Source organism: Streptomyces sp. NPDC059567 (assembly GCF_042735655.1).
Lineage (GTDB): Bacteria > Actinomycetota > Actinomycetes > Streptomycetales > Streptomycetaceae > Streptomyces.
In genome coordinates, this window is the sequence record NZ_JBHWBS010000085.1 from 1 (window position 1) to 14,812 (window position 14,812).

General features: G+C 73.6%; 17 protein-coding genes. 15 read left to right on the forward strand and 2 right to left on the reverse strand.

All coding sequences use genetic code 11. The features are described 5' to 3' along the window. Positions 1 to 268 precede the first annotated feature (268 nt). The 5 genes from ACFVZW_RS28750 to ACFVZW_RS28770 all read left to right on the forward strand — a co-directional run bounded on the left by ACFVZW_RS28750 (position 269) and on the right by ACFVZW_RS28770 (position 5,252). Positions 269 to 1,696: an NAD(P)H-hydrate dehydratase gene (locus ACFVZW_RS28750; protein ID WP_384527083.1), complete on the forward strand. Its 1,428-nt coding sequence runs from the start codon at positions 269 to 271 to the stop codon at positions 1,694 to 1,696. A 378-nt stretch (positions 1,697 to 2,074) separates the two neighbouring features. Continuing rightward, entirely contained in the window at positions 2,075 to 3,223 is a 1,149-nt protein-coding gene (alr, locus tag ACFVZW_RS28755; protein WP_384527086.1) for an alanine racemase, read from the forward strand. Between the two features lie 34 nt (positions 3,224 to 3,257). Further along, positions 3,258 to 4,430, forward strand: a complete 1,173-nt coding sequence (locus tag ACFVZW_RS28760) for an alpha/beta fold hydrolase (protein WP_384527089.1) — start codon at positions 3,258 to 3,260, stop codon at positions 4,428 to 4,430. Positions 4,431 to 4,449: 19 nt separating this feature from the next. Continuing rightward, positions 4,450 to 4,956, forward strand: a complete 507-nt coding sequence (tsaE, locus tag ACFVZW_RS28765; protein ID WP_384527163.1) for a tRNA (adenosine(37)-N6)-threonylcarbamoyltransferase complex ATPase subunit type 1 TsaE — start codon at positions 4,450 to 4,452, stop codon at positions 4,954 to 4,956. A gap of 110 nt (positions 4,957 to 5,066) precedes the next feature. Next, positions 5,067 to 5,252, forward strand: coding sequence for a hypothetical protein (locus ACFVZW_RS28770; RefSeq protein ID WP_384527092.1), 186 nt, complete (start codon positions 5,067 to 5,069; stop codon positions 5,250 to 5,252). 346 nt (positions 5,253 to 5,598) lie between these two features. Here the strand turns inward: ACFVZW_RS28770 and ACFVZW_RS28775 are convergent, their stop codons facing one another. Beyond that, positions 5,599 to 6,138 carry a hypothetical protein gene (locus ACFVZW_RS28775; protein WP_384527166.1) on the reverse strand — a complete coding sequence of 180 codons (540 nt, stop codon included), beginning with the start codon at positions 6,136 to 6,138 and terminating at the stop codon, positions 5,599 to 5,601. Positions 6,139 to 6,264: 126 nt separating this feature from the next. Here ACFVZW_RS28775 and tsaB point away from each other — a divergent pair, with 126 nt between their 5' ends. The 8 genes from tsaB (at position 6,265) to ACFVZW_RS28815 (ending at position 12,055) form a co-directional block, all read left to right on the forward strand. Further along, positions 6,265 to 6,918: a tRNA (adenosine(37)-N6)-threonylcarbamoyltransferase complex dimerization subunit type 1 TsaB gene (gene tsaB / locus ACFVZW_RS28780; RefSeq protein WP_384527095.1), complete on the forward strand. Its 654-nt coding sequence runs from the start codon at positions 6,265 to 6,267 to the stop codon at positions 6,916 to 6,918. A 29-nt stretch (positions 6,919 to 6,947) separates the two neighbouring features. Then, a complete protein-coding gene (gene rimI, locus ACFVZW_RS28785) occupies positions 6,948 to 7,415 on the forward strand; it encodes a ribosomal protein S18-alanine N-acetyltransferase (protein ID WP_384527169.1) in 468 nt (155 codons plus the stop codon). Beyond that, positions 7,405 to 8,514, forward strand: a complete 1,110-nt coding sequence (tsaD, locus tag ACFVZW_RS28790) for a tRNA (adenosine(37)-N6)-threonylcarbamoyltransferase complex transferase subunit TsaD (RefSeq protein ID WP_384527098.1) — start codon at positions 7,405 to 7,407, stop codon at positions 8,512 to 8,514. Before rimI ends, tsaD begins: the two co-directional genes overlap by 11 nt. After that, on the forward strand, positions 8,511 to 8,765 hold the full coding sequence (locus tag ACFVZW_RS28795) for a hypothetical protein (protein WP_376436515.1): 255 nt from the start codon (positions 8,511 to 8,513) through the stop codon (positions 8,763 to 8,765). The genes tsaD and ACFVZW_RS28795 overlap by 4 nt, the downstream gene beginning before the upstream one ends. A gap of 36 nt (positions 8,766 to 8,801) precedes the next feature. Continuing rightward, a complete protein-coding gene (locus ACFVZW_RS28800; protein ID WP_384527101.1) occupies positions 8,802 to 9,665 on the forward strand; it encodes a polysaccharide deacetylase family protein in 864 nt (287 codons plus the stop codon). A gap of 97 nt (positions 9,666 to 9,762) precedes the next feature. Continuing rightward, on the forward strand, positions 9,763 to 10,119 hold the full coding sequence (locus ACFVZW_RS28805) for a YciI family protein (RefSeq protein ID WP_384527103.1): 357 nt from the start codon (positions 9,763 to 9,765) through the stop codon (positions 10,117 to 10,119). A gap of 34 nt (positions 10,120 to 10,153) precedes the next feature. After that, entirely contained in the window at positions 10,154 to 11,407 is a 1,254-nt protein-coding gene (locus tag ACFVZW_RS28810) for an RNA polymerase sigma factor (protein WP_384527106.1), read from the forward strand. A 30-nt stretch (positions 11,408 to 11,437) separates the two neighbouring features. After that, entirely contained in the window at positions 11,438 to 12,055 is a 618-nt protein-coding gene (locus tag ACFVZW_RS28815) for a hypothetical protein (RefSeq protein ID WP_384527109.1), read from the forward strand. Positions 12,056 to 12,170: 115 nt separating this feature from the next. Here the strand turns inward: ACFVZW_RS28815 and ACFVZW_RS28820 are convergent, their stop codons facing one another. Continuing rightward, positions 12,171 to 13,355: a methyltransferase domain-containing protein gene (locus ACFVZW_RS28820; RefSeq protein WP_384527111.1), complete on the reverse strand. Its 1,185-nt coding sequence runs from the start codon at positions 13,353 to 13,355 to the stop codon at positions 12,171 to 12,173. An 83-nt stretch (positions 13,356 to 13,438) separates the two neighbouring features. Here ACFVZW_RS28820 and ACFVZW_RS28825 point away from each other — a divergent pair, with 83 nt between their 5' ends. Both ACFVZW_RS28825 and ACFVZW_RS28830 read left to right on the forward strand, forming a co-directional pair. Beyond that, positions 13,439 to 14,389: a polysaccharide deacetylase family protein gene (locus ACFVZW_RS28825; protein WP_384527114.1), complete on the forward strand. Its 951-nt coding sequence runs from the start codon at positions 13,439 to 13,441 to the stop codon at positions 14,387 to 14,389. Continuing rightward, the gene (locus ACFVZW_RS28830; protein WP_384527116.1) at positions 14,386 to 14,670 is read left to right on the forward strand and encodes a hypothetical protein; all 285 of its coding nucleotides are present in this window, start codon (positions 14,386 to 14,388) and stop codon (positions 14,668 to 14,670) included. The genes ACFVZW_RS28825 and ACFVZW_RS28830 overlap by 4 nt, the downstream gene beginning before the upstream one ends. Positions 14,671 to 14,812: the final 142 nt, after the last annotated feature.

Below are 14,812 nucleotides of genomic sequence, written 5' to 3' on the forward strand. Positions count from 1 at the left end.
GGCCGATGGTGGCCGGGCCACGGGGCTCCGCGCGTACCGGGGGACGGCCGGTTCGCGCGAGCTTCGCCGCCCGCCTAGGGGCGCCTGCCGCCTAGGGCGCCGGCCGTCTGCGCGTCGGCGGGACAGGACCAGAGCCACGGCTCCGAGCCCGGCCGGGCTCAGGGCCGCGAGGGCGGCCGGGAGAGCGTCAACCTTCGCCTCCGGGCGGTGGCTTGAGGTGTGCGCGGCTTGAGGTGTACCGCTCGACGGGTGCGGCAGACTGCGGGACATGCGTACCGCTTACCGCGTGGAGACCGTACGGGCCGCCGAGGCCGAGCTGATGGCGACGTTGCCCCAGGACGCGCTCATGCAACGGGCGGCGGCGGGGCTCGCCGCCGCCTGCTTCTCGCTGCTCGGCCGCGGCCATGTGTACGGGGCGAGGGCCGTCCTGCTCGTGGGCAGCGGGGACAACGGGGGCGACGCGCTCTACGCGGGGGCGCGGCTGGCGCGCCGCGGGGCCGGGGTGACGGCCGTCCTGCTGGGCTCGCGGGCCCACGAGCGCGGTCTCGCGGCGCTGCTGGCGGCCGGGGGGCGGGTGACGGATGACCCGTACGAGGCGCTGGCGGCCGCCGATCTCGTACTCGACGGGATCACCGGCATCGGCGGGCGCGGCGGGCTGAGGCCGGACGCCGTACCGGTGGCGCGGGCGGCGCGCGGCTCCGACGCGGCCGTGGTCGCCGTCGACCTGCCGAGCGGGGTGGACGCGGACTCGGGGACGGTCGCCGGGGAGGCGTTGCGGGCGGACGCGACGGTCACGTTCGGGGCGTACAAGCCGGGGCTGCTGATCGATCCGGCGCGGGAGTACGCGGGCGCGCTGCGGCTCGTGGACATCGGCCTCGGGGAGTACCTGCCGTCCGTGCCGGAGCTGCAGGCGCTCCAACACGAGGACGTGGCGGGGATGTTGCCCGCGCCCGGCGCGGAGAGCGACAAGTACCGGCGGGGTGTCGTGGGCGTGGTCGCCGGCTCCGCGCGGTACCCGGGCGCGGCGGTGCTGGCGGTGGCCGGCGCGCTGCGCGGCGGGGCGGGGGCGGTGCGGTACGTGGGGCCGGCGGCCGACGCGGTGATCGCGCGCTTCCCGGAGACCCTGGTGCACTCGGGGCCGCCGGCGAAGGCGGGGCGGGTGCAGGCGTGGGTCGTCGGGCCGGGGCTCGGCGACGGGCCGGGGGTCGCGGACGTCCTCGCCTCGGACGTACCCGTCCTGGTGGACGCGGACGGGCTGCGGGAGCTGGACGCGTCGGTGGTGCGGGGGCGCACGGCCCCGACGCTGCTCACCCCGCACGCGGGGGAGGCGGCGGCGCTGCTCGGCGTGTCGCGTGCGGAGGTGGAGTCGGAACGGCTGTCGGCGGTACGGGAGCTGGCGGCGCGGTACGGGGCGACGGTGCTCCTGAAGGGGTCGACGACGCTGGTGGCGGAGGATTCGGGTCCGGTACGGGTGAACCCGACGGGGACGTCGTGGCTGGCGACGGCGGGCAGCGGTGACGTCCTGTCGGGCCTGGCGGGCTCCCTGCTGGCGGCGGGCCTGCGCGCCATGGACGCGGCCTCGGTGGCCGCCTACCTCCACGGCCTGGCGGCCCGCCGCGCATCGGCAGGCGCGCCGATCGCAGCGGGCGACGTGGCGGCGGCCCTGCCGGACGCGTGGCGTGACGTGATGGCGTAGCGGGGGGCGTTGGGGCACATGGCGCGGCGTGCCCTCGCGGAAAACGGCCGGGGTCGCGGGGGAGCCGCTCGCCCCGGAGCTTCGCTCCTCCGGGGCGTGGCCGGGGTCGATCGCGAGCCGCTCGGCCACTCGGGGCGTGGCGCTGGGAAGCCCCGGGGCCTTGCTCCTCCGGGGCGTGGCGGGAGTCGCTCCGTAGTCACTGGGCCTCCCCGGAAGCGGCCGGGGTCGCTCGCGAGCCGCTCGGCCACTCGGGCGTGGCGCTGGGAAGCCCCGGGGCCTTGCTCCTCCGGGGCGTGGCGGGACTCGCCCGTGAGCCGCTCGGGCTTCCCGGAAGTGGCCTGGGGCGGCTCGGAGCCGACACCTGAGAGACTGGGCGCGATGACTGAGACACCGCCGCCCCGCAGAGCCCGCGCCGAGATCGACCTCGGTGCGCTGCGTGCGAACGTCCGCACGCTGCGCGCCCGCGTCGCGCCCCACGTCCAGGTGATGGCCGTGGTCAAGGCGGACGCGTACGGACACGGCGCGATCCGCTGCGCCCGCGCCGCCCTCGACGCGGGCGCCGACTGGCTCGGCACCGCGACCCCCCACGAGGCGCTCGCCCTGCGCGCCGCCGGGATCACCGACGCGCGGATCCTGTGCTGGCTCTGGACCCCCGGCGACCCCTGGGCCGAGGGCATCGAGGCCGGCCTCGACATGACCGTGAGCGGGATGTGGGCCCTGGACGAGGTCCGGGAAGCCGCCCGCGACACGGGCAAGCGGGCGCGTATCCAGCTCAAGGCCGACACCGGCCTCGGCCGCAACGGCTGCCAGCCCGCCGACTGGCCCCAGCTCGTCGGCGAGGCCCTCAAGGCCGAGAAGGACGGGCTGGTGACGATCACCGGCCTCTGGTCGCACCTCGCCTGCGCCGACGAGCCCGGCCACCCCTCCATCGCCTCCCAGCTCGACGTCTTCCGCTCGATGCTCGACTACGCGGAGAAGGCCGGCGTCGAGCCCGAGGTCCGGCACCTCGCCAACTCCCCGGCCACCCTCACGCTCCCCGAGACCCACTTCGACCTCGTGCGGCCCGGCATCGCCATGTACGGCGTCTCGCCCAGCCCCGAGCTCGGCACCTCCGCCGACTTCGGCCTGCGCCCCGTGATGACGCTCAAGGCGAGCGTCGCGCTGATCAAGCAGGTCCCCGAAGGGCACGGCGTCAGCTACGGCCACCACTACGTCACCGGCCACGAGACCACCCTCGGTCTCGTGCCCGTCGGATACGCCGACGGCATCCCGCGCCACGCCTCCGGCCGCGGGCCCGTCCTCGTCGGCGACAAGGTCCGTACCGTCGCCGGCCGGGTCGCCATGGACCAGTTCGTCGTCGATCTCGACGGGGACGAGCCCGCCCCCGGCACCGAGGCCGTGCTCTTCGGCCCCGGCGACCGGGGCGAGCCCACCGCCCAGGACTGGGCCGAGGCCGCCGACACCATCGCGTACGAGATCGTCACCCGCATCGGAGCGCGCGTCCCGCGCGTCTATCTGAACGGGTAATAGCACCGACCGACCAGGGACCAGGGGAGCGGCAGTGAGCGAGTCCAGCACCGACAACTGGCGGCGTGCCGGGCTCGCCGGTGCCGCGATAGGCGTCATCGCCGCCGGCGCGGCGGCCGGCGTCGCCATCGAGCGGGTCACCGTCGGGCGCGGCATGCGGCAGAGGGCACGGCTCGCCCTCGACGCCTCCGCCCCCTACGGCTCCCTGCGCGGGGCCCCCGGCAAGGCGCTCGCCGACGACGGCACCGCGCTGTACTACGAGATCGACGAGGTCGAGCCGGACCCGCCCGCCCCGCGTCGTCGGCGGCTCTTCGGCCGCAAGCCCCCCGCGCCCGTCACCGTCGTCTTCAGCCACGGCTACTGCCTCGGCCAGGACTCCTGGCACTTCCAGCGGGCGGCGCTGCGCGGCCTCGTCCGTACCGTGTACTGGGACCAGCGCAGCCACGGACGCTCGGCCCGCGGGGTCGCCCAGTCCGGGCCCGACGGCGTCCCCGTCTCCATCGACCAGCTCGGCCGCGACCTCAAGGCCGTCATCGACACGGCCGCGCCCGAGGGCCCGCTGGTCCTCGTCGGGCACTCGATGGGCGGCATGACGATCATGGCGCTCGCCGACAGGTACCCGGAGCTGATCCGTGACCGGGTCGTCGGCGTGGCCTTCGTCGGCACCTCGGCCGGCCGGCTCGGCGAGGTCAACTACGGGCTGCCGTCCGCCGGGGTCAACGCGGTGCGCCGCGTCCTGCCCGGGGTGCTCAAGGCGCTCGGCTCGCAGGCGGAGCTCGTCGAGCGGGGCCGCCGGGCCACCGCCGATCTGTTCGCCGGGCTGATCAAGAAGTACTCCTTCTCGTCACGTGACGTCGATCCGGCGATCGCCCGGTTCGCCGAGCGGATGATCGAGGCGACACCGATCGACGTGGTCGCGGAGTTCTATCCGGCCTTCGCCGAGCACGACAAGGCGGCGGCGCTGGAGGTCTTCCGCGAGATCCCGGTGCTCGCCCTCGCGGGGGACCGCGATCTGGTCACCCCCAGCGCGCACACCGAGGCCATCGCCGACCTGCTGCCGGAGGCGGAGCTGGTCATCGTGGACGACGGCGGCCATCTGGTGATGCTGGAGCACCCCGAGGCGGTGACGGACCGGCTCGCCGACCTCCTGGCGAAGGTCGGCGCGGTGCCCGTGAAGGCGGCGAAGGCGGGTTCCGGGAGCAGTTAGGTTGGCAGGTATGGCTCGTATGGAAGAACAGCACTCCGCTGAACCGCACTCCGCCGCCACCCTCGACATCGACTCCCCCGAGGAGATGCAGGAGATCGGCCGTCGCCTGGCCAAGCTGCTCCGCCCCGGCGACCTCGTCATGCTCACCGGTGAACTCGGCGCCGGGAAGACGACGCTGACCCGCGGCCTGGGAGAGGGCCTCGGCGTGCGTGGCGCCGTCACCTCCCCGACCTTCGTCATCGCCCGCGTCCACCCGTCCCTCGTCGGTGGACCCGCCCTCGTCCACGTCGACGCGTACCGCCTCGGCGGCGGTCTCGACGAGATGGAGGACCTCGACCTGGACGTCTCGCTGCCCGATTCCGTGGTCGTCGTGGAGTGGGGTGACGGCAAGGTCGAGGAGCTGACGGACGACCGGCTGCACGTGCTGATCCACCGGGTCGTCGGCGACACGGACGACGACCGGCGCACCGTCGTGCTGCGCGGGATCGGCACGCGATGGGCGGACGAGGACCTCGCGCTGAGCTGAACGTACGTAGGTTCCGACAAGGTGTCGGCAAGATGTTGCGTCGGTCGTACGAGCCGTGGTGACATGGATGCACGAGCTGGTTAGGTGTACCTAACCTACGGGAGGCATGCATGGCGACGCCAGAGCGCGAGCGCGCGGAAGAGCGCATCTCGATGAGTGAGCTGCTGGCCTCCTGTGCCGCGGCGAGCGCGGTGTCGACACCCCCGCGCGAGACGGAACGGGAAGCCGCCCACGGCGCGTACGAGACCGAGCGGAGCGAGGAGCGGGACAACACCGTCCACCGCGAGGCCGCGTAGGCGCGCCGAGGGCGCGCAGGGCTACGAGGCCGCATGCCGCAGGGGTCGCGTAAAGCACGCCGAGGGCGCCGCGGGGCCGCCTAGCAGCCACCTCGGGTTCGCTGCGGCTCCCGAAGCCACGTCGAGTTCGCCGCGGAGTCGCGCGCACACGCTGAGAGTGGGCAGGGCGCGTAGTCACGTCGAGAGCGCCGCGGGTGCGCGAAGCCACGTCGGGTTCGCGTCGGAGTCGTGTAAGCGCGCCGAGTTCGCCGCGGGGCCGGTAACCAGCTCGGGTTCGCCGCGGCCCGCGCAAGCGCGTCAAGGGTGGGTGCTCGCGTGGCCCCGTACGGGCGACGCGGCGGCGTCGCTACGCGACGACGACGACCTTCGCGCCGATCGCCGCGAACGTCCACATCGCGTCGCCGTCCGCCCGCTTCATCCGGATGCCGCCGGTCTTCCGCTCCGGGTCCGGCGTCGGGAGCGAGCCGTCGACCGCCGCGCTGAAGCCGACCGACACGTCCTGCACGGTCGCGAACCGCACCACGTGCTCGATCTGCACGCCGTCCGAGCCGGTCACCTGACCCGAGCGCGAGCTCACGGTGTACGACCCCGGTGCCGGGTTCACCGTGCTCGGCATCACCGAGAAGGTGTGCGTGGCCTGGCCCTTCGCGTCCACCAGCCACACCCGGCGCTCGGTCAGCGCGTACACCACGCGCGCACCGCTGCCCGAGTTCGCCGGGACGGCGAGGGGGTCCTTGGCGGGCTTCTGGGGGCCGCCGGTCGGGGTGGAGGAAGGGGCCGACGCCGGGATCCTCGGCTTGGCCGAGACGTCCGCGGGCGCGTTCGCCGACGCCTGGTAGGCGAGGAAGGCGACGGCGGCGACCGCCGCCGCGGTGAGCCCGGCCACGAATCCCGAGCTGCTCCTTGCCACCGTGCCAACCTCCCGTACGTATGTATCGATGGTGACGGTAGCAGCCACGGGAGGGTGGGACGGGGCGCCGTGCCCGGCTGCCGGGAGCCGTAGGCTGTTTGCGTGCTCTTGCTCGCCATGGATACCGCCACGCCCGCCGTCACCGTCGCCCTCCACGACGGCGAATCCGTCGTCGCCGAGTCGCGGCAGGTCGACGCCCGCCGCCACGGGGAGCTGCTGCTGCCCGCCGTCGACCGGGTCCTCAAGGAGGCCGGGCTGAAGCTCGACGCGGTCACCGGCCTGGTGGTCGGCGTCGGACCGGGGCCGTACACCGGACTGCGGGTCGGTCTGGTCACCGCCGCGACCTTCTCCTCCGCGCTCGGCGTGCCCGTGCACGGTCTGTGCACGCTGGACGGGCTCGCGTACGCCTCCGGGATCGAGGAGCCGTTCGTCGTCGCGACGGACGCGCGCCGCAAGGAGGTCTACTGGGCGCGGTACGAGAACTCCCGTACGCGCCTGACCGACGCGGCCGTCGACCGGCCGGCCGAGATCGCCGGACAGGTCGCCGGACTCCCGGTCGTCGGCGCCGGGGCGCGTCTCTATCCCGAGGTCTTCCCGGACGCCCGCGACCCCGAGCACCAGTCCGCGGGCGCCCTGGCCGCCCTGGCGGCGGAACGGCTCGCGGCGGGCGCCGACTTCCTCGACCCGCTGCCGATGTACCTGCGCCGCCCCGACGCCCAGGTGCCGAAGAACTACAAGGTGGTCACGCCCCAGTGACCGCCGTGACGTCCGCGACGCTGCGCGAGATGCGCTGGTGGGACATCGAGCCGGTGCTCGTGCTCGAACACGAGCTGTTTCCCGAGGACGCCTGGTCCGAGGGCATGTTCTGGTCCGAGCTGGCCCACGCCCGCGGGCCCAGGGCCACCCGCCGCTACATCGTCGCCGAGGAGCGGGGGAAGCTCGTCGGCTACGCCGGGCTCGCCGCCGCCGGCGGCCTCGGCGACGTCCAGACGATCGCCGTCGCCCGCGACCAGTGGGGGACCGGGCTCGGCGCCCGGCTGCTCACCGATCTGCTCCAGCACGCCACCGCCTTCGAGTGCGAGGAGGTGCTGCTGGAGGTGCGGGTGGACAACACCCGGGCCCAGAAGCTGTACGAGCGCTTCGGCTTCGAGCCCATCGGCTTCCGGCGCGGCTACTACCAGCCGGGCAACGTCGACGCGCTCGTGATGCGACTGACCGTTCAAGGAACAGAGACTGATTCTGATGGCTGCTGACGAACCCCTCGTACTCGGCATCGAGACCTCCTGCGACGAGACCGGGGTCGGCATCGTCCGCGGCACGACCCTGCTCGCGGACGCGGTCGCCTCCAGCGTGGACACCCACGCCCGCTTCGGCGGAGTCGTCCCCGAGATCGCCTCCCGCGCCCATCTGGAGGCGATGGTCCCGACCATCGAGCGCGCCCTGAAGGACGCCGGGATCTCCGCCCGCGACCTCGACGGCATCGCGGTGACGGCCGGCCCCGGCCTCGCGGGGGCGCTGCTCGTCGGCGTCTCGGCCGCGAAGGCGTACGCGTACGCGCTCGGCAAGCCGCTGTACGGCGTGAACCACCTCGCCTCGCACATCTGTGTCGACCAGCTGGAGCACGGCCCGCTGCCCGAGCCGACGATGGCGCTGCTCGTCTCCGGTGGCCACTCCTCGCTGCTGCTCGCGCCCGACATCACCGCCGACGTCCGGCCGATGGGCGCCACCATCGACGACGCGGCAGGCGAGGCCTTCGACAAGATCGCGCGCGTCCTCGACCTCGGCTTCCCCGGCGGTCCGGTCATCGACCGGCTCGCCCGGGAGGGCGACCCGAAGGCGATCGCCTTCCCGCGCGGTCTGAGCGGCTCGAAGGACCCCGCGTACGACTTCTCCTTCTCCGGTCTCAAGACCGCCGTGGCCCGCTGGATCGAGGCCAAGCGCGCGGCGGGCGAGGAGGTGCCGGTACGGGACGTGGCCGCGTCCTTCCAGGAGGCCGTCGTCGACGTGCTGACCCGCAAGGCCGTCCGGGCCTGCAAGGACGAGGGCGTCGACCACCTGATGATCGGCGGCGGGGTCGCGGCCAACTCGCGGCTGCGGGCGCTGGCCCAGGAGCGGTGCGAGCGGGCGGGGATCCGGCTGCGGGTGCCGCGGCCGGGGCTCTGCACGGACAACGGCGCGATGGTGGCGGCGCTGGGCGCCGAGATGGTGGCCCGCAACCGGCCGGCCTCCGACCTGGAGCTGTCGGCGGACTCGTCGCTCCCGGTGACCGACCCGCACGTGCCGGGCGCACACGGTCACGGCCACGACCACGACCACGTGCACGAGATCAGCAAGGAGAACCTCTACTCGTGATCCTCACGCTCATGTGGGAGGCCCGGGCGGTCCAGGGCCGGGGCGCCGAACTCCTGGAGTGGGCGCGGGCGCAGGAGCTTCCGTACGAGCCGCTGCGGCGCGAGACCTTCCGGGCCCCGCAGGACCGGGTGCTCGTGCTGACCTGGTGGGACGCCCCGGCACCCGACGCCGAGCTGCCCGAGCTGCCCGAGCCGGCCGCGGACCTGATCACCCGGCCGGTGCACCGCTGGCGCTTCGAGTCCGTCGACTGAGGCAACCTCCCGGCCGCTTTCGCCATCATCCACGGCGTGACTCACGCCGTGGACAAGAAGATCGTGACCTGGGCGGCGCTGACCGCCGCCGCACTGCTGGTGACGGGCTGCGGCGGCACCGCGGGGGCGGACACCGCCCCCGTGAAACCGTCCGCGCCCACGACGGCCCCCGCCGAGGGCAAAGGCCCCGACGGGGCTCCCGACCAGGCCGCCGAGACCGCGGCCGCGTACCGGAAGTGGGGCCTGAAGCCCTTCGCCGCCCCGCCCGCCCCGCCGCGGACCAAGCCCGTGAAGCGGCAGCCGGGCGGCCCGGTCCCCGTCATCAGCGACATACCGACGCAGGACAAGATCGTCTTCATCACCATCGACGACGGGGCGGAGAAGGACCCGGAGTTCGTGCGGATGATGAAGGACCTCAAGGTCCCGGTGACGATGTTCCTCACCGACTCCGCGATACGCACCGACTACGGCTACTTCAAGCCGCTCGCCGCGCTCGGCAACGGCGTCGCCAACCACACCCTCACCCACCCGAACCTGCGCACCCTCGGCCGGGCCGCCCAGAGCCGGGAGATATGCGGCCAGCAGACGAAGCTGGCGAAGGAGTACGGCACGAACCCGCGGCTCTTCCGCCCGCCGTACGGCAACTGGAACGAGGACACCCGCGCCGCCGCCGGCACGTGCGGGGTGGACGCGATCGTGCTGTGGCGCGAGTCGATGCAGATCAAGAACATGCAGTACCAGCGCGGGGACAAGAAGCTGCACCCCGGCGACATCATCCTGGCGCACTTCCGCGGTCCGTCCGAGCTCAAGGGCACGACGATGACCAGGATGACGGCCGACATGCTGCGCCACATCCAGGAGCAGGGCTTCACGGTCGCCCGCCTGGAGGACTACGTCTGAGAAATTCCCTCCGCGTGGTGTCGATGTGGGCCCGGCCCGTTCGACGTATGAGTGAAAGGCGGGGAAAGGCCCCGCCCGCCACGCAAGGAGACAGGCCATGCCCCGCTACCTGACGATGATCCGCATCGAAGAGGGCGCCTTCGCCCTGGAGGACGCCGACCCCGGCTTCGACGAGCGCATGGGCGCGCTGTTCGAGGAGATCACCAAGGCCGGCGTGATGCTGGAGACGGCCGGCCTGAAGCCGACCTCCGAGGCCACCCGCGTCATCTGGGAGGGCGGGAAGATCGCCACCACCGACGGCCCGTTCACCGAGACCAAGGAGGTCGTCGGCGGCTACTCGATCACCCAGTGCCGGGACATCGCCGAGGCGATCGAGTGGTCGAAGCGGTTCCTGGAGATTCACCCGCCGCAGTGGAAGGTGACCTGCGAGGTCCGCGAGATCGAAGAGATGTAGGCATCGCCGGGGCGGGTGCTGTCATGGTGGATCCATGACCGCACCCGCCCCCGCCGCCGTCGAGACGGTCTTCCGGATGGAGTCGCCGCGGATCATCGCGACCGTGGCGCGGATCGTCCGCGACGTCGGCATCGCCGAGGAGATCGCCCAGGACGCGCTGGTCGCCGCCCTGGAGCAGTGGCCGCGGACGGGCGTCCCGGAGCGGCCGGGGGCCTGGCTGACGGCCGCCGCCAAGAACCGCGCCGTCGATCTCGTACGGCGCCGTGAGACGTACGAGCGCAAGCTCGCGGAGGTGGGCCGCGAGCTCACCGAGGAGACGTACGACCCCGAGCCCTCCTGTCCCGACGACATCGACGACGACCTGCTGCGGCTGATCTTCACCGCCTGCCACCCGGTGCTCTCCGCCGAGGCGCGGACCGCGCTGACCCTGCGGCTGCTCGGCGGGCTGCGCACGGACGAGATCGCCCGCGCCTTCCTCGTACCGGAGTCGACGGTCGCGCAGCGGATCGTGCGGGCGAAGCGGTCGCTGGCGAAGGCGGGCGTGGAGTTCGAGGTGCCCTACGGGGAGGACCGGGCGGCCCGGCTCGGCTCCGTCCTCGAGGTCATCTACCTGATCTTCAACGAGGGGTACGCGGCGACGGCGGGCGACGACCTGCTGCGGCCGGCGCTGTGCGAGGACGCGCTGCGGCTGGCGAGGGTGCTCGCCGGGCTGATGCCGAAGGAGGGCGAAGTCCACGGCCTGGCCGCCCTGTTGGAGATCCAGGCGTCCCGCGCCGGGGCCCGGACCGGACCGGACGGGCAGCCGGTCCTCCTCGCCGACCAGAACCGCAGCCGCTGGGACCGGCGGCTGATCCTGCGCGGCTTCGAGGCGCTCGGGCGGGCGGGCGAGGGCGGTACGTACGGTCCATACGCGCTCCAGGCCGCGATCGCCGCCTGCCATGCGAAGGCGCCGGCGTACGAGGACACGGACTGGCGGACGATCGCCGCGCTGTACGGGCGCCTCGCGGCCCTCGCGCCCTCCCCGGTGGTCGAGTTGAACCGCGCGGTCGCCGTCTCGATGGCCGAGGGCCCGGAGGCGGGCCTCGCCCTCGTCGACGCGCTGGCGGAGGAACCCGCCCTGGCGGGGTACCACTTGCTGCCGAGCGTCCGCGGAGACCTGCTGGAACGGCTCGGCCGGCCGGCCGAGGCCCGCGCCGAGTTCGAGCGGGCGGCCTCGCTGACCCGCAACGAACGGGAGCGGGAACTCCTCCTCGGTCGTGCCCGGGAGGCGGAACGGCCGCCGCAGTGACCGACCTGGGCTGTCGATAGGCTCGACCATATGTCCGGTCGCTTCCCACTGCCCCCGCCCCCGCCGTCCGTCGAGATTCGGAGCTGGCCCGACCGCGAGGCCCGACTGGCCGACCGGGCCCGGGCGATGGGCGAACTCAACCACCGTCTGATCGGCGGGGCGCGGCTGGGCGTCCTCCTCGCGTGGGCCGCGACCCTTCAGGTGGGCTGGGGGCTCTGTGGGGCCGGGATCATCGGCTTCGACGAGGCGATCGACCCGCTCTCGGTGATGTTCGCGGTCCCGCTCGTGGTCCTCGGGCTCGGCGCCCTGGTCCCCGCCGTGTACTTCCTGGCCCGTGATGTCCGACGGGACCGGGTGGCCCGCGAACGGCTGCTGCACTGGGCCGCGTTGGACCAGGACCCGGTGGGCGACGCCCGGCTCCGCGAGCCGGTGCTCAGCGCCGTCTGGCTGGTGCTCTCGTTCCTGATGTGCGCGGCGGGCCTCTGGCTCTCCTTCGCCGCGCCCGCCGAGCTCGTCGGCCCGGGACTCGGCGGCTACGGCACGGTCGTCTATCTGATGGGCGCCGCGCTGGGGTCGTGGATCTGCGGCCTGATCGGCGTGACGAGGGCGGTGGGGCACTACCGGCTCGCGGTGCGGCTGGTGGCCTAGGCGAAGGCCACGGCTGGCGTGGCGATCCGACCCGTGCGGTAGGCCGGTTCGGTGGAGCGCGTCGGCCGGTGCCGCGTGGCGCCGGGCCTTGCGACGCCGGGGCCTTGCGACACCCCTAGGCCTTCGCCGGGCCGCCGATCAGCATCGTCGGCGCGCCCGCGACACGGGTCAGGAAGACCGTGGCGGAGTTCGGGCCCTTGGGCTTGATCCTGCGGCGGATCTCCTCCGGTTCGACCGCCGAGCCGCGCTTCTTCACCGTCAGCGTGCCGACCTCGCGTTCGCGCAGCAAGGCCTTCAACTTCTTCAGGTTGAAGGGGAGTTCGTCGGTGATCTCGTATGCGGTGGCCCACGGCGTGGGGGTGAGCGCGTCCGCCGTGATGTAGGCGATCGTCTCGTCGATCAGGCCTCCGTCCAGCTCCTCGGCGACCTCGGCGACGAGATGGGCGCGGATGACCGCGCCGTCCGGCTCGTAGAGGTAGCGGCCGACCGGGCGCGGCGCGGGGTCGGGGAGACCGCGGCCGGTCAGGCTCGTGCCGGCGGGCAGCAGCGTGGCGCGGCGGACGCCGGGGGCGGTGCCGAACCACAGCACGGCCTCCTTCACGTCCCCGCCGTCCGAGATCCACTCCGCCTCGGCCTCCTCCGGCACCGCCTCGTGCGGGACGCCCGGGGCGATCTTCAGCGCCGCGTGCGGGGCCTTGCGGGCGGCCTCGACCGCCCAGGAGAGCGGCGGCGAGTACGCCTCGGGGTCGAAGATCCGCCCCCTCCCGCCGCGCCGCGCCGGGTCCACGAAGACGGCGTCGTACGGGCTCGTGTCGATCTCGGTCACGTCCGCGCACCGGACCTCGATCAGGTCGGCGAGACCGAGCGCCTCGGCGTTCGCGCGGGCGACCTCGGCCGTCAGCGGGTCGCGGTCCACGGCCAGGACGGAGATCCCGGCCCGGGCGAGGGCGATCGCGTCCCCGCCGATCCCGCCGCAGAGGTCGGCGACGCCGCGCACCCCGAGCGCCCGGAACCGCTCGGCGCGGTAGGCCCCGACCGTCGCCCGGGTCGACTGCTCGACGCCGTTGGGCGTGAAGTACATCCGGTGCGCGTCCTCGGCGCCGAACTTCGCCACCGCGCGCTGGCGCAGCCGGGCCTGCCCGAGGGCCGCGGAGACCAGCTCGGCGGGGTGCTCACGGCGCAGCCGTGAGGCGACCGCCAGTTCCTGGGCGGGGTCGTAGTCGCGCAGGGCGGCGAGCAGCGTCTGGCCCTCGGGGGTGTGCAGGGCGGCGAAGGCGGCGAGGTCGGTCACCCGTCCCATTGTGGGCCAGCCGGGGGATGGTGTGCGTCCGGGCGGCGGTGTCGGGGGTCCGTGAGAGGTCGGCGCTGACAGGATGCGGCGCCATGCAGCTAGTACGACAAAAGGAACAGATGCCTTCATTGGGGACGCCTCGCCCGCATCGTCTCAGACGGTCGGTGGGCGCGGTCCTGGTCGTCGCCGCGCTCGCCTCGGCCTGTGCCGGACCGTCCGGCGAGACCGGCCAAGCGCGCAAGGAGCCCGCGAAGCCCGCCGCCGGGCAGCCCCAGGCGCAGGGCGCCGCGGGAGCTCTCGACGCGTACGTCGAGAAGGTCCGCAAGCAGCGTGCCGCCCGCGTGCTCGCCGCCAAGAAGTGGGGCCTCGACCGGCCCCCGCTGGACGCCCCGGCCCCGCCCAAGGTGAAGCCGAAGATCACCACCCGCAAGGGCTTCGAGACCGACGGCGAGGGGTTGCCGCCCGTCTTCACCACCGTGCCGACCAAGGAGAAGGTCGTCTTCCTGACGATCGACGACGGCGCGGAGAAGGACCCCGAACTGCTGCGGATGATGAGCGAGCTGCAGATCCCGTACAGCGCCTTCCTGAGCGACTACGTCGTCAAGGACGACTACGGCTATTTCGAGAAGATGCAGGACGCCGGCGTCTCGCTGCACAACCACACCCTCAACCACCGCTATCTGCCCGGGCTTTCGTACGCCAAGCAGAAGCGCGAGATCTGCGGGATGCAGGACGTCATCGAGGAGCGGTACGGGAAGCGGCCGCCGCTCTTCCGCCCGCCCTACGGCAACTACAACGAGGACACCCTGCGCGCGGCCAGGACGTGCGGGGTCAAGGCGGTCCCGCTCTGGGCCTCCGAGGCGTTCCCCGACCGGATGGAGTGGCGTGAGTGGGACCGGGACCTGCACCCCGGCGACATCGTGCTCACGCACTTCCGGGGCAAGGAGGACTGGAAGGGCTCCATGGCGGACATGATCCGGCGCGTGATGAAGACGATCACCGCCAAGGGGTACGCGGTCGCGAAGCTCGAGGACTACGTGTGACCGGGGCGCGCCGGCTGGCGACCGGTCTCGCGCTCGCCGGCGCGCTCCTGGGGGTGACGGGGTGCGCCTCGTCGGTCGACCCGATCGAGCGCCTGGGCCGGAAGGCGGCGGAGCGGGTGGGCGGCGGGGGCCTGGACGGGGACCTGCCGGACCTTCGGGAGCGGGTTCGGAAGCAGGCGGCCCGGGACCGGGCGGTCCGGAACGATCGTGCCCCCGGCGCCGTTCTCGTACCGGCGGCCGAGCGTCCGGCCGCACCGGCGCCGAGCGTCGCGTCGCGCTGAAGCCGGCCGCCACACCGCACTGAATTGGCACTCCGCTTGACCGAGTGCTAATCGCAGTCATAGTCTCGGCTCTGGCACTCCCCACTGGAGAGTGCCAACACAGCGACGGGCAGGTCCGGCACCCGCGACGACGGATCCACCT

Excerpts from the sequence above, each read along its gene's own strand:
- ACFVZW_RS28750 (WP_384527083.1), top strand. The coding sequence starts at position 269 with ATGCGTACCGCTTACCGCGTGGAGACCGTACGGGCCGCCGAGGCCGAG.
- alr (WP_384527086.1), top strand. The coding sequence starts at position 2,075 with ATGACTGAGACACCGCCGCCCCGCAGAGCCCGCGCCGAGATCGACCTC.
- tsaE (WP_384527163.1), top strand. The coding sequence starts at position 4,450 with ATGGAAGAACAGCACTCCGCTGAACCGCACTCCGCCGCCACCCTCGAC.
- ACFVZW_RS28770 (WP_384527092.1), top strand. The coding sequence starts at position 5,067 with ATGGCGACGCCAGAGCGCGAGCGCGCGGAAGAGCGCATCTCGATGAGT.
- rimI (WP_384527169.1), top strand. The coding sequence starts at position 6,948 with ATGCGCTGGTGGGACATCGAGCCGGTGCTCGTGCTCGAACACGAGCTG.
- tsaD (WP_384527098.1), top strand. The coding sequence starts at position 7,405 with ATGGCTGCTGACGAACCCCTCGTACTCGGCATCGAGACCTCCTGCGAC.
- ACFVZW_RS28805 (WP_384527103.1), top strand. The coding sequence starts at position 9,763 with ATGCCCCGCTACCTGACGATGATCCGCATCGAAGAGGGCGCCTTCGCC.
- ACFVZW_RS28810 (WP_384527106.1), top strand. The coding sequence starts at position 10,154 with ATGACCGCACCCGCCCCCGCCGCCGTCGAGACGGTCTTCCGGATGGAG.
- ACFVZW_RS28815 (WP_384527109.1), top strand. The coding sequence starts at position 11,438 with ATGTCCGGTCGCTTCCCACTGCCCCCGCCCCCGCCGTCCGTCGAGATT.
- ACFVZW_RS28820 (WP_384527111.1), bottom strand. The coding sequence starts at position 13,355 with ATGGGACGGGTGACCGACCTCGCCGCCTTCGCCGCCCTGCACACCCCC.
- ACFVZW_RS28825 (WP_384527114.1), top strand. The coding sequence starts at position 13,439 with ATGCAGCTAGTACGACAAAAGGAACAGATGCCTTCATTGGGGACGCCT.